We start from the raw sequence: 24785 nt of genomic DNA, 5'->3' as shown, positions 1-24785 counted from the left end.
GGACGAACTTGACTGCGCCCACCATCTATCGTCAGCCTGACCCCATGCCCCCGGAACTCCTTCTTTTCGAGCGCGTCCACGTGGACCTGGTGCGCACTGCGAGTGCGTGTTGGCCGAACTGCTGAACAGCCACGGATCCGCCCCACGTCGCCCCTCGCAGAAGGACAGTTCCATGACGGCCACGCCCGGCCTCGGCACCCCTGGGCTCGCCTCCCCGGCCCTGCTGCGCTCCGTCTTCCGGCGGCATGCGGCGGGAGTCGCCGTGGTCACCGCCCAAGAGGGCGGCAGGCCGGTGGGCTTCACCGCCACCTCCCTCAGCTCCGTCTCCGCCGAGCCCCCGCTGATCTCGTTCGGTGTCGGTGTCGGCGGATCGAGCTGGTCCGTCATCTCCGAGGCCGAGCACGTCGGCGTGCACATACTCGGTGAACACCAGGAAGCCCTGGCCGGCGTCTTCGCCACGAGCGGTGCCGACCGTTTCGGCGCCCCGACCGGCTGGCGCGAGGGGCCCGAGGGTGTTCCCGTGCTGGACGGAGTGCTCGCCTGGCTCGTCTGCCGTGTGGTGGCGCGGGTGCCCGCCGGGGACCACCGCATCGTGATCGCCGAGGTCGTGTTCGGCGATCCCTCGGGAGCCGGCCGGCCCCTGCTCTATCACCAGGGGCGGTTCAACGGGCTGCGCGACTGAACCCACCGTCCGGTTACGCAGCGTTGCCAAGGTCACAGTTCAAAGCGCTTGCTCAGCGGGCACGTACTGGGTGTACTGGCGAGTAATATTTCGTTCGGAGCGCGGGGTCGCCCCGACCGGGATCGGCCGCTTCAGGCGCCTATGCTGCCTGGAAGAAGGCAGCCCAGAAATGACGATGCAGTAGGAGAGCCGGCGTGAGCTTGAGGATCGTTGTCACTGTGAAGTACGTGCCCGACGCCACCGGCGACCGGCACTTCGCCGATGACCTGACCGTCGACCGGGACGACGTGGACGGTCTGCTCTCCGAGCTCGACGAGTACGCCGTCGAGCAGGCGCTGCAGATCGCGGACGACGCCGACGACGCCGAGGTCACCGTGCTGACGGTGGGTCCCGAGGATGCCAAGGACGCGCTGCGCAAGGCTCTGTCGATGGGTGCGGACAAGGCGATCCACGTGGAGGACGACGACCTGCACGGCACCGACGTCATCGGCACCTCGCTGGTGCTGGCCAAGGCGATCGAGAAGGCCGGCTACGACCTGGTCGTCTCCGGCATGGCCTCCACCGACGGCACCGCCGGTGTGGTTCCCGCGCTGCTGGCCGAGCGGCTGGGCGTCCCGCAGGTCACGCTGCTGTCCGAGGTCTCCGTCGAGGACGGTGTCGTCACGGGCCGCCGCGACGGCGACACCGCCTCCGAGCAGCTCCAGGCGCAGCTCCCGGCCGTCGTCTCGGTCACCGACCAGTCGGGCGAGGCACGCTACCCGTCCTTCAAGGGCATCATGGCCGCCAAGAAGAAGCCGGTCGAGTCCTGGGACCTGTCCGACCTGGAGGTCGACGCCGAAGAGGTCGGCCTCGAAGGTGCCTGGACGAAGGTCGAGGCCGCGGCCGAGCGTCCGGCGCGCACCGCGGGCACGATCGTCAAGGACGAGGGCGAGGGCGGCAAGCAGCTCGCTGAGTTCCTCGCGAGCCAGAAGTTCATCTAGGGCTCACCACCCTGACCGCCCCTCAGACTTCGTAATCCGCAAGGAGATCCATTCCCATGGCTGAAGTTCTCGTCTACGTCGACCACGTGGACGGTGCCGTCCGCAAGCCCACCCTGGAGCTGCTCACGCTGGCCCGCCGCCTCGGCGAGCCGGTCGCCGTCGCCCTCGGCGCGGGCGCGGAGAACACCGCGTCCGCTCTCGCCGAGCACGGCGCGGTGAAGGTGCTCACCCACGACGCGCCCGAGTACGCCGACTACCTGGTCGTGCCCAAGGTGGACGCGCTGCAGGCCGCCTGTGCGCAGGTCTCCCCGGCCGCCGTCCTGGTGCCGTCCTCGGCCGAGGGCAAGGAGATCGCGGCCCGTCTCGCGGTCCGCATCGGCTCCGGCATCATCACCGACGCCGTCGACCTGGAGGCCGGCGACGAGGGCCCGGTGGCCACGCAGTCGGCGTTCGCCGCGTCCTTCACCACCAAGTCCCGTGTCAGCAGGGGGACCCCGGTCATCACCGTCAAGCCGAACTCGGCTGCGGTGGAGGCCGCCCCGGCCGCCGGTGCGGTGGAGGCGCTCAACGTGTCCTTCTCGGACCAGGCGACCGGCACCAAGGTCACCGGCCGCACGCCGCGCGAGTCGACGGGCCGTCCGGAGCTGACCGAGGCCGCGATCGTGGTCTCCGGTGGCCGTGGTGTCAACGGCGCGGAGAACTTCGCGATCATCGAGGCGCTGGCCGACTCCCTGGGTGCGGCCGTCGGCGCCTCGCGTGCCGCCGTCGACGCCGGCTGGTACCCGCACACCAACCAGGTGGGCCAGACCGGCAAGAGCGTGTCCCCGCAGCTGTACATCGCCTCCGGGATCTCCGGTGCGATCCAGCACCGGGCCGGCATGCAGACCTCGAAGACGATCGTGGCGATCAACAAGGACTCCGAGGCGCCGATCTTCGACCTGGTCGACTACGGCGTGGTGGGCGACCTCTTCGACGTCGTCCCGCAGCTGACCGAGGAGGTCGAGGCCCGCAAGGGCTGAGCGACTTCCCGGACACGAGGCCCTCGCGACCGCACCGGCGGTCGCGGGGGTCTTTGTCATCCCAGGGTCAGCGACGCCTGCACCGGAAGGTGGTCGCTGGGGTACCGGCCCTCCTGCGCGAAGGCGTTGACCGACGCCCGGTGCGCCGTCACGCCCGGGGTGGCGAGGATCCAGTCGATGCGGTCGCCGTCCGGCCTGAGCGGCTTGTAGCCGTGGAAGGTCCCGTACGGCGCGGTGCGCTCGGCGGCCGTGTCCCATGTGTCGACGAGGCCGGCGCCGAGGAGCGTGTCGTAGACGGGGCTCTTGTGCGCGGCTGCGTTGAAGTCGCCTGTCAGCACGAGCGGCAGGGAGCGGTCGAGCCCGGCGATCCGGTCGGCGATGAGGGAGGCCGCGCGTGTGCGTGCGTGCCCGCTCTTGTTGTCCAGGTGGGTGTTGAGCGCATAGAACTCCCGCCCCTCGTGGCGCAGATCGCGAAAGCGGACCCAGGTGACCATGCGGATGCAGGCACCGCCCCAGGTGTTCGAGCCGATCACGTCAGGGGTGTCGGAGAGCCAGAAGTGGTCGTACTCCACGGGGTCGAGCCGCCGGGAGTCGTAGAAGACGGACTCGAACTCGTCGTGGCTGCCGCCCCCGCGCCCGGTGCCGATCCAGGCGTAGTCCGATCCCAGGTCGGCCGCGATGTCGCGGACCTGGTGGTACAGACCCTCCTGGGTGCCGATGACGTGCGGTCGTTCCCGGCGCAGCAGTGTGCGCATGACCGGGCGCCGCTCCGTCCAGCTGTGGGGTTCGGCGGTGCTCGCGAAGCGCAGATTGAAGGACATGACCTCGAGATGGTGCGTGTGCGGGCCCGATGCCGAGGCGCGGTGCGCGGACAGCGCCGCGCTGGACAGGGGAAGGGTGACCGCGGCCGCCGCAACGGTCCTGAGGCCCAGGCGGCGGGTGACTCGACTGGACAGGGGCACGGGAGGCTCCTTGAGTGGAGGGTGCCGGACGGGCCGGGCGCACCGTAGTGTGACAGAGCCGTATGAGGTGGGCGTGAACATGGCAAAGGTGGGCGTGTCTCCCATGGAAGGCGAGGAGTGCCCGGCGCGCAAGGGGGTGTTGACCCGCGGCGAGATCCGCGGATAGCTTCATTCAACGGATTGTTGATTCCGGGAAGCGGAAAACGGGAGGGCGTCGGGATGGGCCAGGGGCATCAGGAGAGGGTGGCGACGAGCCTCGCGGGCGCCGTCGTCAGGGAGATCGGCACCTCTCTCGCCCCGATCGACCGTGAACTCGAGCGCCGTTACCCGGGTGACCCCGGCACGCGTCAGCCGGTCCACACCGTTTATGTCCCCGGTGACGTCTTCGTGGCCGACACGGTCCGCTCCTGGGGCGACCGGGCCCTCGCGGCCCTCGACGAACACGCTCCGGACGCCGCGGCGTTGGCCGCCGTGCTCGGTCTCGCCGACGACCTGGCCGGGCCGGTCCACGACCGGGTGCGCGCGAAGCTGGAGCGCGAGCCGATCGAGGACCTGCGCGTCGACTTCGAGGACGGCTACGGCCCGCGTCCCGACGCCGAGGAGGACCGGGCGGCCGCCGGGGCGGCCCGGTTGATCGCGGATGCCGGGGCCGCACGCGCCGCGGAGCCGGCATCCGGGGCGGGAACCACCGCCCCGTACCTGGGCATCCGCATGAAGTGCCTGGAAGCCCCGGTACGGGACCGGGGGATCCGCACGCTCGACATCTTCCTGACCGGTCTGATGGAGGCGGGCGGTCTCCCGGACGGACTCGTGCTCACCCTGCCCAAGGTCACCTACGCCGAGCAGGTCACCGCCATGGTGCGACTGCTGGAGGAGTTCGAGAGGGTGCACGGACTCGAGCCCGGCCGGATCGGGTTCGAGATCCAGATCGAGACCAGCCAGGCCATCCTGGCCGCCGACGGCACCGCAACGGTCGCCCGCATGATCGAGGCCGCGCGTGGCCGTGCCACCGGCCTGCACTACGGCACCTTCGACTACAGCGCCTGCCTCGGCGTGTCCGCCGCCTACCAGGCGAGTGACCACCCGGTCGCCGACCACGCCAAGGCGATCATGCAGGTCGCGGCGGCGGGCACCGGCGTACGGGTGTGCGACGGCTCCACGAACGTCCTGCCGGTCGGGCCGACCGAACAGGTCCACGAGGCCTGGAGGCTGCACTACCGGCTCACCCGGCGGGCGTTGGCCCGCGCCTACTACCAGGGCTGGGACATGCACCCCGGCCACCTTCCGACCCGCTACGCGGCCGTCTTCGCCTTCTACCGCGAAGGGTTCGCGCAGGCTGCGGCGCGTCTGGCCCGTTATGCCCGGCGCAGCGGCGGTGATGTGATGGACGAACCCGCGACCGCCAAGGCCCTGAGCGGCTATCTGCTGCGAGGACTGGACTGCGGCGCGCTGGACGCCGGCGAAGTCGCCGAGGCCACCGGCCTGACCCGGGCGGATCTGGAGGGCTTCGCGGCACCCGGGCGCGGGGATCTCACGGTCCCGGGCACATAGGGGTCCCTTGCAGGGTGCGGGGCGGCCGGCCCGGCCGCCCCGCGGGCCGGCCTGGGCTGTCGCCGAACACCCCGGGTGCTGCCGCTTCTCAGTCGGCGGGCGCCAGTTCGCCCGAACCCCGGGCGATCAGGCGGGTGGGGAGTTCGATGCGTTCGGGGGTGATGAGGCTCCCGTCGAGTTGACGGAAGAGGCGTTCGGCGGCCGTGCGGCCGAGGGCGGCGGCGTCCTGGGCGATGACCGTGACCCCCGGGTCGAGGAGGTCGGCCAGTTCGAAGTCGTCGAAGCCGACGAGGGCGACCGGGCGGTCGTGCTCGGCGAGGACACGGACGACGGTGACTGTCACACGGTTGTTGCCCGCGAAGATGGCGGTGACGCGGTTGGTACCGGACAGCATCTCCTCGGCGGCCCGCCGTACCCGTTCGGGGTCGGTGACCCCGAGGGAGATCCACGACTCCTCCACCGGTATGCCGGCGTCCTCCATCGCGGCCCGGTAGCCGCGCAGTCGCTCGGCCGCGGTGTGGATGCGGGGCATGTCGCCGATGAAACCGATCCGGCGGTGGCCGTGCGCGATCAGATGGGCGATCCCGTCGCGCGCGCCGCCGAAGCTGTCCGAGAGCACGACGTCGGCGTCGATCCGGCCGGCGGGGCGGTCCACGAACACCGTGGCGACCCCGGCCTTGATCTCCGGCTCCAGATAACGGTGGTCGTCGCCGGCCGGGATGACGACCAGACCGTCGACGCGGCGTGCGCACAGCGCCAGCACCAGTTCCTGCTCGCGGTCCGGGTCCTCCGCGCTGGAGCCGTTGATCAGCAGGGCTCCGTGGGCCCGTGCGACCTCCTCGACCGCGCGGCTCAGCGGGCCGTAGAAGGGGTCGGCGAGATCCTCGAGGACCAGGCCGACGCTCGCGGTGCGGCCCTTGCGCAGCACCCGTGCGCTGTCGTTGCGGCGGAAGCCCAGGGCCTCGATGGCCTCCTGGACCCGGCGCTCGGTGTCCGGGGTGACACCGGACTCCCCGTTGACGACACGCGACACCGTTTTCAGACCGACTCCGGCACGTGCTGCGACGTCCTTCATGGTCGGCCGGTTGCCGTAGCGGTTCTCGGATCGGCGTGCGGTGTCGGGCACGATGCGCTGTCCTGTCCTGTCGTCCACGGTGATGCGTCGGTCCATGGGGTTGTATGAGGATGTGGCGTCGAGCATAGAGCCTGGACAACGTTGTCAGATGCGGGAGACACTGTCCACCGCAATCTCCGGCCTGCGCCTTCCCTCCAGGGTGCCTCCTGCCTGCGCCCGGCCGGGGCATCCGGATCCGCGGCGGCGCCCGCCGTGCGCGGTGCCGGTACGACCGAAGCATTGGGAGATCTGACACTGATGCACACCGACCTCGTGGCCGCGCTCGACATCGGCGGCACCAAGATCGCCGGAGCGCTGGTGGACGGCCACGGCCGGATCCTGCTGCGCGCACAGCGCGCGACGCCCGCGCAGGAGGACGGCGAGACCGTGATGGGGGCCGTGGAGGCCGTCATCGGGGAGCTGACGGCCTCGCCGCTGTGGAGTCGGGCGCAGGCCGTCGGCATCGGCAGCGCGGGTCCGGTGGATGCCTCCGCGGGTACGGTGAGCCCGGTCAACGTGCCCGGCTGGCGCGGCTACCCGCTGGTCGAGCGGGTGCGGGCCGCGACGGGTGGTCTGCCCGTGGAGCTCATCGGCGACGGTGTGGCGATCACCGCTGCCGAGCACTGGCAGGGCGCGGCCCGCGGTCACGACAACGCGTTGTGCATGGTGGTGTCGACGGGCGTCGGCGGCGGTCTGGTGCTGGGGGGCCGCCTGTACCCGGGGCCGACCGGCAACGCGGGCCACATCGGGCACATCAGCGTCGACCTGGACGGCGACCTCTGCCCGTGCGGGGCGCGCGGCTGCGTGGAGCGCATCGCGAGCGGGCCGAACATCGCACGCCGCGCCCTGGAGGGCGGCTGGCGGCCGGGGCCCGACGGCGACACCTCGGCCGCCGCGGTGGCCGCCGCCGCCCGCGAGGGCGATCCGGTGGCCGTGGCCTCCTTCGAACGGGCGGCCCGCGCACTGGCCGCCGGGATCGCCGCGACCGCCACGCTCGTCGAGATCGACATCGCGGTGATCGGCGGGGGAGTGGGCAAGGCGGGCGACGTCCTCTTCACGCCCCTGCGCAAGGCCCTGCCCGACTACGCCACGCTGTCCTTCGTGCAGGGGCTGACCGTGGAGCCGGCGCAGATGGGCACGGATGCGGGACTGGTGGGCGCGGCGGCCGCCGCGCTGCGCGGCCGGGAGGACGCTCCGGCCGCGGGCCTCGCCGGCTGACCGGTCCGCGCCGTCCCGGTGGGACCGCGCGGACAGCGGCGCCCCGGCGCGCATGCGCCGGGGCGCCCTTGCGTCCGGTCAGCAACTCAGCTGCGCGTCCGCCCAGTCCGCGTGGTCCGAGTCGATGCCGTCGGCGCCGTCGGTGACGACCAGGTGGACCACCTGGGCGCCCCTCACGTCGGCGGTGATCGGCTGGGCGGCATCCGCGTTGGTCAGCACGCCGGTGGTCAGGACCGTCCCGCCGTCCGCCCTGATCTCGAAGGCGACCGTGCCCTTGCTTCCCTTCTCGTCGTCCACGCCGACGTCCGCCGTGACCGTCGTGCACGCCCCGCCGGTGTAGTAGGCGATGTCGCTCTCGGCGTGTGCGCCGAGTCCCTTGGCGTACACGGCCCCGCCGATCGTGAGGGGATGGCCGTCACCCGCGGCGCTCTCCCCGTTGCTGGTGTCGCGCTCGACCGGGCCGTAACCGTTGGTGGTGGAGAGCCACGGCAGATCACTGAGGTAGGAGACTCCGGAGGGCGGCGGCACGACCACGGTTGCCGTGACCGGCAGCAGATTCTCCACCGGCACGCCCGTGGGCGACCGGTAGACGGTCCTGAGCGTCAGGGCGTACGACCCCGTCGCCGTGCCCGGCGGCGCTGTCACCCGCCACGACGTGCGCAGCGAGTGTCCCGTCGGCAGGACGTTCGCGGTCGTCCCGGACGTCGGCTTCACCGACCACCCCGCAGGGCCGCCCAGCGACACGGACACGTGCGTCGCCGGTGTACGCCCGAGGTCCGTGACCGTCGAGGCCATGGCCGCGGGCCTGCCCGCCTGGACCAACGGGCTGCCGCTCAGGCCGAGTTCCACGGCGGGCGGCTGCAGCGCCCAGTGCCGGTCGGCCGCCACGCGGACGAGGACCGTGCCGTGTGCCGGAACCGTCGCCGAGATCGTGCCGGCGGTGTTGTAGCTGCGGTGCTGCCACAGATCGCGCAGTGTGTAGGCGTCCGCGGACGGGAGGCCGACGGCCGCGGCGGTCGTACCGATGCGCTGGGCCTCGCCCGTCTCGTTGAACAGGGCGACCGCCCGGCTGCCGTCCTTCATCTCCTTGGCGATCACCCAGCGTCCGCCCTCGGAGGAGACCACCGCGCCCTGCTTGCCGAGCGGGTCCTGGTCGACGGCGATGACCTCCTTGTTGCCGAGGATGTCGAGGGTCGCCGGGGAGGCCTCGCGCAGATCGGAGCCGATGAGCAGCGGGGCGGCCATCACGGACCACAGGGAGAAGTGGGAGCGGTACTCCGTGTCGGTCATGCCGCCGTTGCCGACCTCCAGCATGTCCGGGTCGTTCCAGTGCCCGGGACCCGCGTAGGACGCCAGGGGCAGGTTCTGCTTGAGGATCGAGAGCATCGAGCCCCAGTTGTCACTGATGTCGCCGGTGGTACGCCACAGATGGCCGACGTCCGAGGCCCACTCCCACGGCTTGTTCTGGCCCCACTCGCAGATGCTGTAGACGATGGGGCGGCCGGTCGCCTTCAGGGCGTCCCGCATCGTCGTGTAGCGCTGCTCGGCGTCCACGCCCTGGTTGTTGCAGTTGTCGTACTTCAGGTAGTCCACGCCCCAGTCGGCGAACTGCTGCGCGTCGCTGTACTCGTGGCCGAGGGCGCCCGGGAATCCCGCGCTGTTGCACGTCTTCGTGCCCGCACTGGTGTAGATGCCGAGCTTGAGCCCCTTGGAGTGGACGTAGTCCGCGACGGCCTTGATCCCGTCGGGGAAGCGCACCGGGTCGGGCACGAGCTTGCCGTCCGCGTCCCGCGAGGGCAGGGCCCAGCAGTCGTCGAGGTTGACGTACTGGTATCCGGCGGCCTTCAGGCCCTCGTCGACGAACAGGTCCGCGATCCCCTTGACCATCGATTCGTCGAACTCGGCGCGGCAGTTCGTGGAGTTCCAGTTGTTGAAGCCCATGGGCGGGGTGAGGGCCAGGCCGTCGGCGAGTGCGGGCCGGGCCGGTACATCGGCGGGAGCGGCCAGGGCCGGTGCCGCCAGCCCCGTCGTACACAACAGGCCCGCGGTGAGCGCACCGACCACTCGTCGGCGGGTTGTGCGGGGAAGAAGGTGACGCATCGTTACGTTCCTCCGTCTCTCGCTGGAGATGGGACGTCTGCATGCTCGCGTCAAACTGTTCGCTTACGGTAGGCCGTGTTGGACTGTGGTGGAAGAGGAGGGGTGGCGGCTGTTCGGTATGGACCGGAAGCAGGTGAATGTGGCTCAATCCGGTGAAGTGCCGAGGCTCCGCGTTCGGTTGTGTGCAGGGGCGCCTCTGGGAGGGGCCTGCGGAGTCACCGGTGAACGGCCCTGTGTCATGGAGCTTCCCCCTGGGGACATCGGATGTTCTGCCCGAAGGCCCCGCATGTTGTGACCGATGCGATTGTCGTCCGTCCTGTCGAACGCGTGCGGCGGCGGACCGGGCCGCGGCAGGAGGACATCCCGTCGGGTGGAACGCGCCGGGGGACCGGCATCCGATCGCGAAGGGGCACAGGGCCGACGGGCAGGTGCGTGACTCCTGCCCCGTTTCGCAGTTGAAGAGGGCATGAAGAAGCGCAGCATGCTCGCCATCGCCTCCCTCGCCACCGGACTCGTCGTGGCGGCCATCACCCCGTCACCCGCCGCCGACCACGACGGGCTCGGCGACCTCAACGTGAAGGACACGTTCAGCACCGTCGACCACGCCGTCGACCACGACAGCCTGGCAGCGGACGAGGGCACCCTCGGGCAGAACGGCTGACCCGGAGCCCGCTTCCCGGCGCCGGGCCCCGACGGCGGGGACACCGGCGCCGCGGCGCGCCGTCCGCCGGATGCACCCTCATCTGCGGCGGGTTTCCGTGGCAGGGTTGAAGGGGCAAGCCACAGGGGGCCAATAGAAGAGGGGGATTCCCAATGACGTTGTCAAACGGGTTGGGTGACGCTTCGTGAGCGGGTCAGGCCGCTGCGGCAGCAGGGGTTGCTTCGAACGTGCGGTGGTCGCGGATGAGCGCCCAGAGCACGTTCAGGCGGCGTCTGGCCAGGGCGAGGACGGCCTGCTTGTGGTTCTTTCCCTCGGCTCGTTTTCGCTGGTAGAACCGCTTGGACTCGGGGCAGTGGAGAGCTGCGACCTGGGCGGACAGGTAGAACATGCGCAGGAGTCTTCGACTGTAGCGGTAGGGCCTGCGGAGGTTGCCGGAGACTTTGCCGCTGTCTCGGGGGACGGGGGCGAGTCCGGCGACGCCGGCCAGGCGGTTGGGGCTGCCGAAGGCAGCAATGTTTCCGCCGGTGGCGGCGATGAACTCGGCGCCGAGCATGTCGCCGATGCCGGGCATGGACGTGATCACTTCGGCGTCGGGATGTTCGCGAAACCGGCCCTCGATCTGGGCTTCGAGTTCAGCGATCTCCAGGTCGAGGGCCATCACCTCCCGCGCGAGGGTGTGGGCCATCTTCGCGGCGCTCTTCTCCCCAGGCACCACCGTGTGCTGGGCCTCGCCCGCCGTCACCGCCGCGTCTGCGGCGTTCTTGGCAGTGGTGATGGTGCGGACGCCGTGGTTCTTCAGCCAGGTCGCCAGCCGGGCCCGGCCGACCCGTCGCAGGGCGGCGGGGGTCTGATACTTCGTGAGCAGGATGAGCGCGGTCTTGGAGGTGCTGTAGTCGAAGGCCCGTTCCAGCGCGGGGAAGTACTCCAGCAGCTGGGCACGGAGCCGGTTGATCGCTCGGGTGCGGTCTGCGGACAGGTCCATGCGCCGGGCGGTGAGGATCTTCAGGTCGACCGCGATCTCGCTGGTGGCCTGAAGCGGCTGCAGGTCGCGGCGCATGCGGGCGGTGTCGGCGATGACGAAGGCGTCCTTCGCGTCCGTCTTGCCACTGCCTCGATAGGCAGCGGATGCGTGGTGGATCGTGCGGCCGGGGATGTAGAGCAGTCGCTGACCGTGCTTGACCAGCAGAGCGATCCACAGTGCGGCACCGCCGGCGTTCAGGTCGACCGCCCAGGTGACGGGCTCGCCCTCTGCCAACTCCAGGACAACCGCGAGGAGTTCCAGCAAGTCGGCCTCGTTGTTGGGGACCCGGCGGGTGAGGAACACCGTGGCGTCCTGGTCGATCACCGTGCAGTGATGCTCGGCCTTGCCCGCATCCGTTCCGGCCCACAGTTCGGGCACGTCCACCTCCGAAGTCGTTCCGTCACCGATCCCAGCAGACGACCTCGCCGACGTGTCCATACGAAGCGATGCAGTTCGCGTATCCCAATGAGTGGCCGAGTCGTCGCGGGGTCCCGGGCGGCCAATCCCCCTGAGCCACAACAGCGGCAAACCATGAACAGCCACACCCAGGACCCCTGGGTTTCCCGATCTTACGAATGACCGGAACGAACCCAGGAAGAAAGGTATGGAACCGTGATCGTCTGGATCAACGGTGCGTTCGGTGCGGGGAAGACCACTACCGCACGGGAACTGATCGAACTGATCCCGAACAGCACGCTCTTCGACCCCGAGGTCATCGGCGGAACTCTCACGTACCTGCTGCCGCCGAAGCGCCTCGCCGAGGTCGGCGACTTCCAGGACCTGGCGATCTGGCGACGGCTCGTGATCGACACGGCGGCGGCGATGGTCGCCGAACTCGGCGGTGTCCTCGTGGTTCCGATGACCCTGCTGCGCCAGGAGTACCGCGACGAGATCTTCGGCGGCCTCGCCGCCCGCCGCATCCCGGTACGCCATGTCCTCCTCGCCCCGGCCGAAACGATCCTGCGTGAGCGGATAGCCGGCCGGGAGGTGCCGCCCGACCTCCCCGACGGAGAGATACGGGTCCGCCAGTGGTCGTACGACCACATCGAGCCCTATCGCGCCGCCCTCGCCGCCTGGCTCACCGCGGACGCGTACCCCGTCGACACCAGCGCCCTCACCCCGTACGAGACCGCCCTGCGGATCGCCGAGGCCGTCCGTACCGGTACCGCGCCGGTCTGCGACATCGTGCAGACCCCGGAACCGACCTCCGAGACCCTCGCCGCGGGTGTGCTGCTCTTCGACGAGCAGGACCGAGTGCTGCTCGTCGACCCCACCTACAAGGCCGGATGGGAGTTTCCCGGCGGCGTGGTCGAACCCGGAGAGGCCCCCGCGCGCGCCGGTGTACGCGAGGTCGCGGAAGAGACCGGGCTCACGCTCGACGAGGTCCCCCGGCTGCTGGTCGTCGACTGGGAACCCCCCGTACCGCCCGGATACGGCGGACTGCGGCTCCTCTTCGACGGCGGCCGACTGGACAGCACGGCGGCCGACCGCCTGCTGCTGCCCGGGCCCGAGTTGCGCGACTGGCGGTTCGTCACGGAGGCGGAAGCGGCCGGTCTGCTCCCCGCCGTCCGTTACGAGCGGCTGCGCTGGGCCTTGCGGGCGCGTGAGCGTGGAGCGGCCCACTATCTGGAGGCGGGCGTCCCGGTCGGCTGAACCGGCTTCGCGCCCGCACCCTGCTGTCGCCGACGGTGTGCAAGGACGGCGCCGGAGGTCGGGGGACGGCCGTGGAAAGGGTCCCCGCCCAGGAGGGGCGAGGACCCTTCGCCGTGTGCGGAGCCGCTCAGCCGGCCGCGTAGTTGCGCAGGAACAGCGCCTCGGCCACCGACAGTCGCTCCAACTCGTCCGGAGACACGCTCTCGTTGACCGCGTGGATCTGCGCCTCGGGCTCGCTCAGGCCGATGAGGAGGATCTCCGCCTGCGGATAGAGCGAGGCAAGGGTGTTGCACAGCGGGATGGAGCCGCCCTGGCCCGCGTACTGCATCTCCTGGCCCGGGTAGGCGGCCTCCATCGCCTCGGCCATCGCCGCGTACGCCGGACTGGAGGTGTCGGCCCGGAACGCCTGTCCCTGACCGATCTGCTCCGTCCGCACCCGTGCGCCCCACGGCGTTCGCGCCTCCAGGTGCGCCTGGAGCAGCTTCGTGGCGTCGACGGCGTCGACACCCGGCGGCACCCGCAGGCTGATCAGCGCGCGGGCACTCGCCTGGACGGACGGGGTGGCGCCCACGACAGGCGGGCAGTCGATGCCGAGCACGGTCACGGACGGGCGCGCCCAGATGCGGTCGGCGACCGAGCCGGAGCCGATCAGCTCGACCCCGTCGAGCACCTTGGCGTCCTTGCGGAACTGCTCCTCGGGGTACTCGACGCCCTCCCAACGGTTCTCGGCGACCAGTCCGTCGACGGTCGTCGAGCCGTCCTCGGCCCGCAGCGAGTCCAGTACACGGATCAGGGCGGACAGCGCGTCCGGTGCCGCACCGCCGAACTGACCCGAGTGGAGGTTGCCTTCGAGCGTGTCCACGCTGACCCGGACGAGCGTCATACCGCGCAGTGTCGAGGTGACCGTCGGCAGTCCGGCGCGGAAGTTGCCCGCGTCGCCGATGACGATGGTGTCGGCGGCGAGGAGGTCCGGGTGCTCCTCGGCGTACCGTTCCAGGCCCCCGGTGCCCTGCTCCTCCGAGCCCTCGGCGATGACCTTGACGTGCACCGGCACGCCGCCGCTCGCCCGCAGGGCGCGCAGCGCGAGCAGATGCATGATGACGCCGCCCTTGCAGTCGGCGGTGCCGCGCCCGTACCAACGGCCGTCGCGCTCCGTCAGTCGGAAGGGCGGGGTGGTCCAGCCGGCCTCGTCCAGGGGCGGCTGCACGTCGTAGTGCGCGTACAGCAGCACCGTCTTGGCGCCCTCCGGGCCGGGCAGGTAGCCGTACACCGACTGTGTGCCGTCCGGGGTGTCGAGCAGCGCCACGTCCTGGAAGCCCTCGGTGGCGAGCGCGTCGGCGATCCACCGCGCGGCGCCCTCGCTCTCGCTCTTGGGGAACTGGTCGAAGTCCGCCACCGATGCGAAGGCGACCAGCTCCGTGAGCTCCTCCTTCGCCCTGGGCATCAGCGAGGCAACGGCCTCGGCGACCGGATTCGACGACATGGGCACGCTCCTTGTAGGTGCGACTTTGTACTGTTGAGCAGTTCCTGTACGGATATGCGCATGCGCGTACTGGTGTGCAGGGCGCATACGCTGCCGATCCTCCCACAGCGACCTGTGACGACGCCGCCGTAGGATGCGAGGGACAGGTGCGGCAAGCAGCTTGATCGGGAGCAGTAGACCATCGTGAGCAGCGAGAACTCTTCGGCGGACGACGTGCAGCAGGTGTGGGACGTCGTCGTGGTGGGCGCGGGACCGGCGGGGGCCTCGGCCGCCTACGCGGCGGCAGTCGCGGGACGCAGCGTGCTCTTGCTGGAGAAGGCCGAACTGCCGCGCTACAAGACCTGCGGCGGCGGCATCATCGGCCCCTCGCGCGACGCCCTGCCGCCCGGCTTCGAACTGCCGCTGCGCGACCGGGTGCACGCGGTCACCTTCTCGAACAACGGGCGCTTCACCCGTACCCGCCGTTCCAAGAACATGCTGTTCGGCTTGATCAACCGTCCGGAGTTCGACCAGCAGCTCGTCGAGCACGCCCAGAAGGCCGGCGCGGAACTGCGCACCGGCGTCACGGTGTCGCGGGTCGAGCAGCACGGCTCGTCGGTGCCGGACCGGCGCACGGTGGCCGTCGTCCTGCAGGGCGGAGAGACCCTGCTGGCGCGCGCCGTCGTCGGCGCCGACGGCAGCGCCAGCCGTATAGGGGCGCACGTGGGCGTCAAGCTCGACCAGGTGGACCTCGGCCTGGAGGCGGAGATCCCGGTGCCGGAGACCGTCGCCAAGGACTGGAAGGGTCGGGTGCTCATCGACTGGGGACCGATGCCCGGGAGTTACGGCTGGGTCTTCCCGAAGGGGGACACACTGACGGTCGGCGTGATCTCCGCACGCGGTGAAGGCGCCGCGACCAAGCGGTATTTGGAGGACTTCATCGCGCGTCTGGGGCTCGCCGGCTTCGAACCGAGCGTCTCCTCGGGGCACTTGACCCGCTGCCGTGCCGACGACTCACCGCTGTCGCGCGGGCGGGTGCTGGTCTGCGGGGACGCCGCCGGCCTGCTGGAGCCCTGGACCCGTGAGGGGATCTCGTTCGCGTTGCGGTCGGGACGGCTCGCGGGGGAGTGGGCGGTCCGTATCGCGGAGGCGCACGACGCGGTGGACACCCGCAGGCAGGCCCTGAACTACGCCTTCGCGATCAAGGCCGGGCTGGGCGTCGAGATGAGCGTCGGCAAGCGGATGCTCGCGGTGTTCGAGCGCCGCCCGGGCCTGGTCCACGCGGCGCTGACCGGATTCCGTCCCGCCTGGAACGTGTTCAAGGACATCACCCAGGGCGCCACCTCCCTGGGCGAGCTCGTCCGCACCCGTCCGATCGCCCAGCGTGCGCTGACCGCGCTGGACCGGGGGCCTGCGGGCGACGGGGTCAGCTCCTGACCTCGATGCGGAAGACCGGGTGGTCCTGAGCGGCCGCGATGATCTCCTCGTCGCTGGACTTGGCCGTGACCCCCTGGAAGTACTGGTTGACCTCCCAGCCCCACTTCTCCAGGTAGGTACGCAGGAGCGGGAGCTTCTCGTCGTCGGGCAGCTCCACCGCGGTGAACTCGCGGACCTTGCGGCCCACACGCAGCTCCCCGCCACCGGCGACGCGCATGTTGCGGACCCACTGGGAGTGCCCGCGGGCGGAGACAAGGTACTGGCCGCCCTTGTACACATGCGGATTGACCGGGATGCGCTGCATCTGACCGCTCTTGCGGCCGCGCACCGACATCTCCGCCGTGCCGGCGAGGCTGAACCCGTGCCGGGCCAGCCAGCCGATGACGCTGTTGAGACGCACGGTCATCGGGCTGCCCTGGCGGTAGTACGGCGCGGACGAAGACGACATGGTGACCCCCATCTGTTCGGGAGAGCAGTGCTCTCACCCAGTTTCCGAGAGCAGTGCTCTCGCTCAAGGAACAGTGTGGGGGAGATCGGCGATCCAATGCAAGAGCACTGCTCTCGTTTTTGTGCACTGCTCTCGCCGGAGCTGCGGACGGGTGTCGGTCCGTGGTGAGCGCCGTTTTGAGTGCACGCCCCTCCGGGTGAGCACCGCTCCAAATAGTGAGCGCCGCTCCAAAGAATGAGCGCCGCTCCGTAATGTGTGCACTGCTCCGCGAACATGGCACACTCCCAGCATGAGCACCCCACAAGGAGCCCGGGCCCGTGCCCGGATCGAGGTGACCGCCGCCATCAAGGAGGAGGCCCGCAAGCAGCTTGCCGCGGAGGGCGCCGCCCGGCTCTCGCTGCGCGCCGTGGCCCGTGAGCTCGGCATGGTCTCCTCCGCGCTCTACCGCTACTTCCCGAGCCGTGACGATCTGCTCACCGCGCTGATCATCGACGCCTACAACTCCCTCGGCGAGACCGCCGAGGCCGCGGACGCCGAGGCCGGCGACATCGGCCCCGCCCGGCGGTGGGTCGTGGTGTGCGAGGCGGTGCGCGGCTGGGCGCTTGCGCACCCGCACGAGTACGCCCTGATCTACGGCTCGCCGGTGCCCGGTTACTCCGCACCCGAGGCGACCATCCCGCCGGCCTCCCGGGTGGGGCTCCTGCTGATCGGCATCGTCCGCGACGCGTACGGGCGCCACGGGGTGGCCCGCAACCGGCTGCCCGGCGAACTCGAGCCCGAGGCCCGGCGCATGGCCGCCGACCTGGCCCCCGACCTCCCGCCGGAGGTGGTGACGGCCCTGGTGGCCGCCTGGGCGCAGCTGTACGGACTGGTCGGGTTCGAGCTGTTCGGGCAGTTCAACAACGTGGTGGTGGAGCGCGAGACGTTCTTCCGCCATGCAGCGGCCGGACTGGCGCACGGTGTGGGCCTGGTGTTCCCCTAGTCAGGGCCTGTCGTTCGGATCATGCCGACCCGAAAGGCGCGGTCTAGCCCTGCCGGCCCGATCCGAACAACAGCCCCTGGTCGCCGGGGACCAGGACCACCTTGCCCGCGACCGTGCCGGACTCGGCCAGCCGCATGGCCTCGGCGGCGTCGGTGAGGGGCATCCGGGCGGCGATCCGTGCGGTCACCTCGCCCCGCCGGAAGGCGCCGAACACGGAGGTGAGGTCGGCGTGCAGCCGGGACCGGAAGCGGTCCCTGCTCAGCGCGCGGCCGGCCCAGACGTTGAAGAAGCAGGCATGGCGGCCGTTGGGCAGCGCGTTCCACCACCACACGCGGCCGAGGATCTTCAGGACGGGCCACTGCTTGGAGCCCGTGTCGTCCCTCGTCGATGCACTGCCGTAGGAGACCAGGGTTCCGCCGGGGGCGAGCAGGCGCCAGGAGTCGAGCACGCTTCGGCCCCCGAGGTGGTCGAAGACGGCGTCCACGCCGCCGGGCGCGAGTTCACGGACCCGGGTGGGCACGTCCTGCGACCGGTAGTCGACGGGGATGACGCCGAGTTCCCGCAGTGAGTCGTGGTGGCGCGCGGACGCCGTGCCGATCACCGTGAGATCCGCAGCCCGTGCGAGCTGTACGAGCACCGTGCCGACGCCGCCGTTGGCGCCGTGCACCAGGATCGTCCCGCCCGCGCGGACGCGGGCCTTGCGGTGGAGCATCTGCCATGCGGTGACGCCGTTGACCACCAGGGTCTCCGCTTCGGCCGCGCCGACGCCGGCGGGCACCTCCACCACGTCGGCCGCGTCCAGGACGACATGGCTGGCCCAGCCCCCGACCTTGACCAGCGCGGCCACCCGCTTGCCGACGAGTGCGGGTGCGACGCCCGGGCCGGCCTCCGCAACCGTGCCGACCAGGTCGTAGCCGGGCACGAACGGGAACGGCGGCTGGTCGTAGTACCGGCCGCGGCGCATCTGCTGCTCGGCGAACGAGACCCCCGTGGCCTCCATGCGGATCACGACCTGCCCTGCGCCGGCCGTGGGCACGGCCCCGCGCCGGAACTGAAGGCCCTCCGGTTCGACCTTCCCCGGCAGAACGACCTCGAGCAGTTCCTGGCTTTCCATGACGACCTCCGTCGAGCGGTGAAGTTCTTGCTTGCGTTAGAAGCTATAACAAACATGACTGCTACTCGCGCGAGTGTCAAGCGGCTGCCTGTTCGGTGGTTACGCCCTCTCTCGGCGGTGATAGCTTGAAACGGACCAGCGGAGAGGAGCCCGGGACGATGGCGGCAGGTGCGGCAAGCCCCCGTGAGCGGTATCGCAGCCAGGTGCGCGCGGAGATCAAGGAGCGGGCCTGGCAGCAGATCGCCACGGCCGGGGCGTCGGGGCTGTCCCTGAACGCGATCGCCAAGGAACTCGGCATGAGCGGCCCGGCGCTGTACCGGTACTTCGGCGGACGGGACGAGCTGATCACCGAGCTGATCCGCGACGCCTACCGCAGCCTCGCGGACACGTTCCGCGCCGCGGCCGGATCGGGCGACGGCCTGCCGGGGCTGGCCCGGGCGCTGCGCGGCTGGGCGCTGGAGGACCGCCAGCGGTACTTCCTCGTCTACGGCACGCCCGTCCCCGGCTACCACGCGCCCGACGACATCACCACCATCGCCCGGGAGATCATGTCGGCGCTGCTCGAGGTGTGCGCGGCGGCCGGGACCGGGACCGCGGTCCCCGACAGCTTCGACGCGCATCTCGCGGACCACGGGCACTGGGCGGGAGACCCCGCGTACGCTCCCGCCGTCCTGCACAGGGCGCTGGTCTTCTGGAGCCGTCTGCACGGGGTCCTGTCGCTGGAGCTCGCGGGCCACTTCACCGGTATGGGCTTCGACCCCGAGCTGTTGTTCGCAGCCGAGGTCGAAGGGCTGACGGCCGGACGCTGAGGGGCGTGCACGGGTGCCGGGTGCGGCCGCGGCGTACTTCCCCGGGAGTACGCGTGATCACCTCGCCCGGCCGACGTCCTACCCGGCCGGGTACGTCTAGCGTGAACCTCATGCAGGAGCAGCGCGCAGACGTTCCCCGGCGGTGGCCCGGACCGCCGTGGTGGAACAACGAGTCCGGGGGGTCCCGTCTTCCCTGGCGCTCCACCGTGCTGTTCACCCTGGTCGTGCTTTTCGGCACGCACTTCGCGGCCCTGAACCAGAAGGGCGAGCGGGTCGGTCTCGGGCCCCTCGCCTATGCGCTTCTGTTCGTGGCCTGTGGAGCGCTGCTGTGGCGGCAGCGCCATCCCGTGCCCGTGGTGTTCATCACGGCGGCCGCCGCCGTGGTCTACCTGGGCGCCGGGTATCCGTACGGTCCCGTGTTCCTCACCGTCGCCGTCGGGTGCTTCAGCGCCCTTGTCGCCGGTCGCCGCAAGGTCGCGTGGACGGCTGTCGGGGTGTTCTGGGCCGGGCACGTGCTCGTGTCGCACTGGCTGTACCGGTGGTTGCCGCCGCCGGACGACTCGTCCCCTTCCTGGGGGCAGGAGTTGGTGATCGCCACCTGGGTGGTGGCGATCGTGGCCCTGGCGGAGCTGATGCGTGTCCGCCGCGAGCAATGGGCACGCGAGCGGGCCGAACGCGCGCTCGCCGCCCGCCGACGCGCCGACGAGGAGCGGCTGCGCATCGCCCGCGAACTCCACGACGTCCTCGCCCACAGCATTTCCGTGATCAACGTCCAGGCGGGCGTCGGTCTTGCACTGCTCGACTCCGACCCCGAGCAGGCGCGCACGGCGCTCACCACGATCAAGGCCGCCAGCAAGGAGGCACTCGGTGAGGTGCGCCAGGTGCTCGACACCCTCCGCACACCCGGTGACGCGCCGCGCACGCCGGCGCCCGGCCTCGACCGGCTGCCGGAACTCGTCGAACAGGCCGCGCACGCCGGTCTGGCGGTCAGGGTCGAGGGCGAGGTGCCGCGACTGGCTCCGGGTACCGATCTCGCCGCGTTCCGTATCGTCCAGGAGGCCCTCACCAACGTCGTACGGCACTCGGGTTCCCGGCATGCGCGCGTGCACGTGGAGGGGGTGGAGGGCGTCCTGCGCCTCCGGGTCGACGACGACGGTCCGCCGAGCGGTACCGACGAGGGGGGCAGCGGCAACGGCCTTGCCGGGATGAGGGAGCGGGCCGGCGCCCTCGGCGGCACGATCGAGGCGGGTCCGCGTGACGACGGGGGCTTCCGGGTCCTCGCCCGGCTGCCGCTGGAGGCGGTGGCCCGGAAGTCGGCCGAGCACAGGGAGGACGTGTGATCCGGGTACTGCTCGCCGACGACCAGTCGCTCGTCAGGGCCGGTTTCAAAGCGCTGCTGGACGCGCAGCCGGACATCGAGGTGGCCGGGGAGGCCGCCGACGGCGAGGAGGCGCTGCGCGGGGTGCGGGAGACACGGCCCGACGTGGTGCTGATGGACATCCGTATGCCCGTGGTCGACGGGCTCGCGGCGGCCCGCCGCATCACCGGGGATCCGGACCTGGAGGGGGTGAAGGTGGTCATGCTCACCACCTTCGAACTCGACGAGTACGTCTTCGAGGCGATCCGCTCCGGTGCCTCCGGCTTCCTCGTCAAGGACACCGAGCCGGACGAACTCCTGCGTGCCGTACGGGCGGTGGTCAAGGGCGACGCCCTGCTCTCCCCGGGCGTGACCCGGCGGCTCATCGCCGAGTTCGCGGCCCGCTCCAAGGAGCCGGCCGCCGCCGCTTCGCTCGCGCGGCTCACCGAGCGGGAGCGTGAGGTCATGGCGCTGGTCGGCATCGGCCTGTCCAACGAGGAGATCGCCCGCCGTCTGGTCGTCAGCCCGCTCACGGCGAAGACGCACGTCAGCCGGACCATGGTCAAGCTGGGAGCCCGCGACCGGGCCCAACTGGTGGTTCTCGCCTATGAGTCGGGACTGGTCCGGCCGGGCTGGCTGGGCTGAGCCGTGGTCCCGGGGTGGAAGCGGATCAGTACGGCCACGACGCGCGCCGCGAAGACCAGGCAGGCGACGGTCGTGCCGGCGAGGAGGAGTGCACGCCGCGGGCCGCCCCTCAGGCCGAAGGCGGAAACCGGTCCCACCACGGCCGCGCACACCAGCGCCGCCGCGAACGCCGCGCTGCACAGGGCGTACCCGATCTCGACGGTGACCGCGTCCCGATCGGCCTGAGTGCGCCGTGTCCCGCCCGTGAACGAACCGCCCCCGTGGTTCTCCACGGACTGATGCAAACAGCCGTGCGCCCGGCGGGGGAAGACCGCACCGCCGGGCGCACACCGGGAGGCGTCCCCCAGGGGCCTGTCGTTCGGATCATGCCGACCTGATCCGGACGACGGACCTCAGTCGCGGACCGCCACGGTCTCCGCGTCCGCCTCCGCCCGAAGGGACCTGGCGACCACGACGGACCGTCCGGTCCGGCGTGTGCGCAGTCCCGGGAGGGTGATCAGCAGCCCGGCCAGGGCGATGCCGGTGACCACGATCAGACCGGGCCGGTAACTGTCGAGGACGGCCTGGGGCGAGGCGTGCTCCGGGGTGTGGGCGGTCACCACCGCCGTCACCACGGCCAGGAAGAGCGCACCGCCCACCTGGACGGAGGTGTTGAGCAGACCGGAGACCATGCCCTGTTCGTGGTCGTCGACCCCGTTCGTGGCCTGGATGTTGAGCGAAGGGAAGACGAGTGCGCAGGCCGCGCCGATCAGCAGCATGCTCGGCAGGATGGCCGCCGCGTAGCCGGGGTCGAGGCTGACGCGCAGGAACAGCGCGTATCCGACGACCATGAGGGCGAAGCCCGTCGCGATGAGCCGCGGGGTGCCGAAGCGGTCCACGATCGAGCCCACCTTCGTGGAGGAGACGGCGACCAGTGCGCCCGCGGGCAGGAAGGCGAGCGCCGTGTGCAGCGCGGACCAGCCGAGCAGCGACTGCATGTAGATCGTGACCAGGAACTGGAATCCGACATAGGAGCCGAAGAACGCCATGGCCCCGAGCTGGGCGCGGATCTGGTTGCCGGAGCGGAGCACGCCGAGCCGGATCAGCGGGCCGGCCGAACGCCGCTCGACGAGGACGAAGACGGTGAGCAGCACGGCGACGGCGAGGAAGGACGCCAGCGTGCGGGCCGACGCCCAGCCCGCCTGTGGCGCCTCCACCACGGTGAACACGAGCAGCAGCATCGACGCGGTGCCGACGACGGCGCCGGGGATGTCGTAGCCGTTGTGGTCCTTCTCGCGCTCGCTGCGCGGCAGCAGCTTCAGGCCGGCGACCAGGGCGATCAGTGCGATCGGAGCGGGCAGCAGCATGGTCAGCCGCCAACTGGCCTCGGTGAGCAGCCCGGACAGGACGAGCCCCATCGAGAAGCCGGTGGCCGCGCAGGTGGTGTAGATCGACAGGGCGCGGTTGCGCAGCGGGCCCTCGGGGAAGGTCGTGGTGATGATGGAGAGGCCGGCGGGCGCGGTGAAGGCGGCGCTGAGGCCCTTGACGAAGCGGCTGGCGATCAGCAGCGGGCCGGAGTCCACAAGCCCGCCGAGCAGCGAGGCGACCGCGAAGACGCCGAGGGCGATCAGGAACACCTGACGCCGGCCGAGCAGGTCCGCGGTCCGTCCGCCGAGCAGGAGCAGACCGCCGTATCCCAGGATGTAGCCGCTGACGACCCATTGCAGCGTCGATGTCGTCAGATGGAGATCGGAACCGATGGACGGCAGGGCGACGCCGACCATGGACACGTCCAGTGCGTCCAGGAACATCGCTGCGCAGAGCACCAGCAGGGTGCCCCACAGCCGGGGAGTCCAGCGTCCCTCGGACGAAGAGGTGGTGAGCGGAGAGGTCATGGACGAGAGACTACATGCACATGCATGCAATGCAAGTGCATTTAATTCGGATGCAACAATCTTGGATCCTTGCTACCGTGCGACCATGGCGGCTGTGGACAAGGCCGAGCAGACGCTCGTGGGCCGATGGCACGACATCCTGACCCTGCATGCGCGCACCCAGTGCGAACTCGACCGCACCCTGCACGCGCACGGTCTGTGCGGCAGTGACTTCGAGGTCCTCGACGTCCTGTCCGAGGCGGCGGGTGACGGTTCCTGCTCCTACCGCGTCCAGGAGATCTCCGAGCGGGTCCATCTGAGCCAGAGCGCGCTGTCGCGGCTGATCGCGCGTTTGGAGAAGGACGGACTGCTCGAGCGGGCCCTGTGCCCCGAGGACCGGCGGGGCGTGCGCGTGGCGCTCACCGCGAAGGGGCGCACGCTGCACGGCGAGGTGCTTCCGGTGCAGCGTGCGGTACTGGCGAGGATGCTCACGGACTGAGGGCTTGGCAGCGCCTGGCGGGACGCGTCCGGCGGGTGGGCCCGCTCAACTTCAGGCGATGGCGGACTTCTCGCGCCACAGCGCCGCGATCGAGGCGTCGCCGGTCACGGCCGGGAACGGCAGCCGGTTCCAGAGCGCCAGGTACAACCGGTCGGCGGGTCCGGTCACTTCGCAGTCCGCCCGGCCCGCGTCGTCCCGCTCGGTCACGGGCGGCTCGGTCGACAACCGCACGGTCCACACGGCGTCGTCGGCATCCGCGGCCCGCACGCGCAGGACACGCGGCTCCTCGCTGCGGACCCTGCTGCGATGGCGGGCGTGGAAGCCGCGCAGCAACTCGTCGATGCCGTCGAGGGCGAGTGCGGGGGCGACGGCGGTGGGTGCGCCGCCGCGTGCCGCCTCCGCGTCGATCCGGTGCACCGTCGTCTCGTGCGTCTGCCGCCGCGCCCAGAACGCGAGCGGTGAGGGCGCCGGCAGGAAGTGCCAGCACCGCACATCGGGCGCGGCGGAGGAGAGGGTGTCCACGAGATGGCGGTGGCCGTCCCGGAACCAGGCCGCCAGTGCGGAGCCGTCGAGATCGGGCAGGCCGCCGACCGGGTGGGGCGAGGTGTGCCCCTCGGCGACGAAGGACGCGGCCCAGCGGTGCACCATGCCCGTGTGCCGCAGCAGATCCCGCACCTGCCAGCCCGGGCAGGTCGGCACCTCGGCGTCGACGCCGGCCTGCTCCGCCGCGGCGGCCAGCAACCCGCCTTCACGGTCCAGGATCTGTACGAACTCGGCAGTCTCCATGGGGGGAGTGTGCCGGACGCGGTGCGCCGAAGGGAGAACCGCACCGGCGGGCCCGTGCCACACGTCCGGCGACCGCCCGGGAGCATCGGCGCGCGGCCCGACGGGGGCGCAGCAGATGGAAGCCGTCGCCCGGCCAGTGCCCGAACCGTCCCGCGGCCCACGGCGGGCGCGGTCTCCGGCCGCCGGACGAGCGCCCGGTCGAGGACGGCGGAGGCGCCAAGGCGCCCGAGGGCGGAGCCCAGGCAGTAGCGGGGGCCGTGGCCGAAGGTCGGATGCCCGTCTCTCCGGGCGAACTCCGGTGCGATGTCCGGACGTTCCGGTCCTTCGCCGTCCTCCCGTGGATCGTCGTCGGCGGTGAGCAGGGCGACGGTCACCGCCTCGGCCCCCTTCTGCGGTGGGGTTCCGGTGAACGCGAAGTCCTCGGTGGCGTAC

General features: G+C 71.1%; 23 protein-coding genes. 13 read left to right on the top strand and 10 right to left on the bottom strand.

Annotated features, from left to right (window positions below):
- The first annotated feature begins 172 nt into the window (after nucleotides 1–172).
- The 3 genes from ACSHXN_RS06775 (at nucleotide 173) to ACSHXN_RS06765 (ending at nucleotide 2681) form a co-directional block, all read left to right on the top strand.
- Nucleotides 173–682: a flavin reductase family protein gene (locus ACSHXN_RS06775; RefSeq protein WP_355135574.1), complete on the top strand. Its 510-nt coding sequence runs from the start codon at nucleotides 173–175 to the stop codon at nucleotides 680–682.
- Between the two features lie 194 nt (nucleotides 683–876).
- The gene (locus ACSHXN_RS06770; RefSeq protein WP_355135572.1) at nucleotides 877–1662 is read left to right on the top strand and encodes an electron transfer flavoprotein subunit beta/FixA family protein; all 786 of its coding nucleotides are present in this window, start codon (nucleotides 877–879) and stop codon (nucleotides 1660–1662) included.
- 56 nt (nucleotides 1663–1718) lie between these two features.
- On the top strand, nucleotides 1719–2681 hold the full coding sequence (locus ACSHXN_RS06765; RefSeq protein ID WP_355135570.1) for an electron transfer flavoprotein subunit alpha/FixB family protein: 963 nt from the start codon (nucleotides 1719–1721) through the stop codon (nucleotides 2679–2681).
- 56 nt (nucleotides 2682–2737) lie between these two features.
- Here the strand turns inward: ACSHXN_RS06765 and ACSHXN_RS06760 are convergent, their stop codons facing one another.
- On the bottom strand, nucleotides 2738–3643 hold the full coding sequence (locus ACSHXN_RS06760) for an endonuclease/exonuclease/phosphatase family protein (RefSeq protein WP_438302796.1): 906 nt from the start codon (nucleotides 3641–3643) through the stop codon (nucleotides 2738–2740).
- Between the two features lie 219 nt (nucleotides 3644–3862).
- On the opposite strand from ACSHXN_RS06760, the gene ACSHXN_RS06755 reads away from it, so the two are divergent.
- The gene (locus ACSHXN_RS06755; protein ID WP_356112675.1) at nucleotides 3863–5194 is read left to right on the top strand and encodes a DUF6986 family protein; all 1332 of its coding nucleotides are present in this window, start codon (nucleotides 3863–3865) and stop codon (nucleotides 5192–5194) included.
- An 88-nt stretch (nucleotides 5195–5282) separates the two neighbouring features.
- On the opposite strand, the gene ACSHXN_RS06750 is transcribed toward ACSHXN_RS06755, so the two are convergent.
- Nucleotides 5283–6365 carry a LacI family DNA-binding transcriptional regulator gene (locus ACSHXN_RS06750; protein WP_355135564.1) on the bottom strand — a complete coding sequence of 361 codons (1083 nt, stop codon included), beginning with the start codon at nucleotides 6363–6365 and terminating at the stop codon, nucleotides 5283–5285.
- Nucleotides 6366–6566: 201 nt separating this feature from the next.
- Here ACSHXN_RS06750 and ACSHXN_RS06745 point away from each other — a divergent pair, with 201 nt between their 5' ends.
- Nucleotides 6567–7526, top strand: a complete 960-nt coding sequence (locus ACSHXN_RS06745) for an ROK family protein (RefSeq protein WP_383354392.1) — start codon at nucleotides 6567–6569, stop codon at nucleotides 7524–7526.
- A gap of 78 nt (nucleotides 7527–7604) precedes the next feature.
- Here ACSHXN_RS06745 and ACSHXN_RS06740 read toward each other — a convergent pair whose 3' ends face one another.
- Nucleotides 7605–9626, bottom strand: a complete 2022-nt coding sequence (locus tag ACSHXN_RS06740) for an NPCBM/NEW2 domain-containing protein (RefSeq protein ID WP_438302795.1) — start codon at nucleotides 9624–9626, stop codon at nucleotides 7605–7607.
- A gap of 466 nt (nucleotides 9627–10092) precedes the next feature.
- On the opposite strand from ACSHXN_RS06740, the gene ACSHXN_RS06735 reads away from it, so the two are divergent.
- On the top strand, nucleotides 10093–10287 hold the full coding sequence (locus ACSHXN_RS06735) for a hypothetical protein (RefSeq protein WP_355135558.1): 195 nt from the start codon (nucleotides 10093–10095) through the stop codon (nucleotides 10285–10287).
- Nucleotides 10288–10480: 193 nt separating this feature from the next.
- Here the strand turns inward: ACSHXN_RS06735 and ACSHXN_RS06730 are convergent, their stop codons facing one another.
- Nucleotides 10481–11692 (bottom strand): IS110 family transposase, encoded by a 1212-nt coding sequence (locus ACSHXN_RS06730; RefSeq protein ID WP_438302794.1) that lies wholly within the window; start codon nucleotides 11690–11692, stop codon nucleotides 10481–10483.
- A 228-nt stretch (nucleotides 11693–11920) separates the two neighbouring features.
- On the opposite strand from ACSHXN_RS06730, the gene ACSHXN_RS06725 reads away from it, so the two are divergent.
- On the top strand, nucleotides 11921–12961 hold the full coding sequence (locus tag ACSHXN_RS06725) for an NUDIX hydrolase (protein ID WP_355142363.1): 1041 nt from the start codon (nucleotides 11921–11923) through the stop codon (nucleotides 12959–12961).
- 127 nt (nucleotides 12962–13088) lie between these two features.
- On the opposite strand, the gene ACSHXN_RS06720 is transcribed toward ACSHXN_RS06725, so the two are convergent.
- Nucleotides 13089–14444, bottom strand: coding sequence for a dipeptidase (locus tag ACSHXN_RS06720; RefSeq protein WP_355142361.1), 1356 nt, complete (start codon nucleotides 14442–14444; stop codon nucleotides 13089–13091).
- 183 nt (nucleotides 14445–14627) lie between these two features.
- Between ACSHXN_RS06720 and ACSHXN_RS06715 the strand changes: the two genes are divergently transcribed.
- Nucleotides 14628–15860: a geranylgeranyl reductase family protein gene (locus ACSHXN_RS06715; protein ID WP_355142359.1), complete on the top strand. Its 1233-nt coding sequence runs from the start codon at nucleotides 14628–14630 to the stop codon at nucleotides 15858–15860.
- Here the strand turns inward: ACSHXN_RS06715 and ACSHXN_RS06710 are convergent.
- Entirely contained in the window at nucleotides 15850–16308 is a 459-nt protein-coding gene (locus ACSHXN_RS06710) for a nitroreductase family deazaflavin-dependent oxidoreductase (RefSeq protein WP_355142358.1), read from the bottom strand. The two genes, ACSHXN_RS06715 and ACSHXN_RS06710, sit on opposite strands and share 11 nt — an antisense overlap.
- A 289-nt stretch (nucleotides 16309–16597) precedes the next feature.
- Here ACSHXN_RS06710 and ACSHXN_RS06705 point away from each other — a divergent pair, with 289 nt between their 5' ends.
- On the top strand, nucleotides 16598–17290 hold the full coding sequence (locus ACSHXN_RS06705) for a TetR/AcrR family transcriptional regulator (RefSeq protein WP_355142356.1): 693 nt from the start codon (nucleotides 16598–16600) through the stop codon (nucleotides 17288–17290).
- Between the two features lie 43 nt (nucleotides 17291–17333).
- Here the strand turns inward: ACSHXN_RS06705 and ACSHXN_RS06700 are convergent, their stop codons facing one another.
- Nucleotides 17334–18404: a medium chain dehydrogenase/reductase family protein gene (locus ACSHXN_RS06700; protein ID WP_438302793.1), complete on the bottom strand. Its 1071-nt coding sequence runs from the start codon at nucleotides 18402–18404 to the stop codon at nucleotides 17334–17336.
- A 158-nt stretch (nucleotides 18405–18562) separates the two neighbouring features.
- Between ACSHXN_RS06700 and ACSHXN_RS06695 the strand changes: the two genes are divergently transcribed.
- From ACSHXN_RS06695 to ACSHXN_RS06685, 3 genes are all read left to right on the top strand, one after another.
- Nucleotides 18563–19213, top strand: coding sequence for a TetR/AcrR family transcriptional regulator (locus ACSHXN_RS06695; protein WP_359455462.1), 651 nt, complete (start codon nucleotides 18563–18565; stop codon nucleotides 19211–19213).
- 110 nt (nucleotides 19214–19323) lie between these two features.
- On the top strand, nucleotides 19324–20553 hold the full coding sequence (locus ACSHXN_RS06690; RefSeq protein ID WP_355142350.1) for a sensor histidine kinase: 1230 nt from the start codon (nucleotides 19324–19326) through the stop codon (nucleotides 20551–20553).
- A complete protein-coding gene (locus tag ACSHXN_RS06685; RefSeq protein WP_355142348.1) occupies nucleotides 20550–21215 on the top strand; it encodes a response regulator transcription factor in 666 nt (221 codons plus the stop codon). The genes ACSHXN_RS06690 and ACSHXN_RS06685 overlap by 4 nt, the downstream gene beginning before the upstream one ends.
- Here the strand turns inward: ACSHXN_RS06685 and ACSHXN_RS06680 are convergent.
- Nucleotides 21176–21487 (bottom strand): DUF6332 family protein, encoded by a 312-nt coding sequence (locus ACSHXN_RS06680; RefSeq protein WP_355142365.1) that lies wholly within the window; start codon nucleotides 21485–21487, stop codon nucleotides 21176–21178. The genes ACSHXN_RS06685 and ACSHXN_RS06680 overlap by 40 nt on opposite strands.
- A 120-nt stretch (nucleotides 21488–21607) precedes the next feature.
- Nucleotides 21608–23089, bottom strand: coding sequence for an MFS transporter (locus ACSHXN_RS06675; protein WP_355129764.1), 1482 nt, complete (start codon nucleotides 23087–23089; stop codon nucleotides 21608–21610).
- 85 nt (nucleotides 23090–23174) lie between these two features.
- Here ACSHXN_RS06675 and ACSHXN_RS06670 point away from each other — a divergent pair, with 85 nt between their 5' ends.
- The gene (locus ACSHXN_RS06670) at nucleotides 23175–23567 is read left to right on the top strand and encodes a MarR family winged helix-turn-helix transcriptional regulator (protein WP_355129766.1); all 393 of its coding nucleotides are present in this window, start codon (nucleotides 23175–23177) and stop codon (nucleotides 23565–23567) included.
- Between the two features lie 51 nt (nucleotides 23568–23618).
- Here the strand turns inward: ACSHXN_RS06670 and ACSHXN_RS06665 are convergent, their stop codons facing one another.
- A complete protein-coding gene (locus ACSHXN_RS06665) occupies nucleotides 23619–24353 on the bottom strand; it encodes a maleylpyruvate isomerase family mycothiol-dependent enzyme (protein WP_356114117.1) in 735 nt (244 codons plus the stop codon).
- Between the last annotated feature and the right edge of the window lie 432 nt (nucleotides 24354–24785).

This window comes from Streptomyces sp. HUAS TT11, assembly GCF_051553595.1.
In the GTDB taxonomy this organism is placed as follows: Bacteria; Actinomycetota; Actinomycetes; order Streptomycetales; family Streptomycetaceae; genus Streptomyces.
This window is presented reverse-complemented; position numbering and strand designations above follow the sequence as displayed.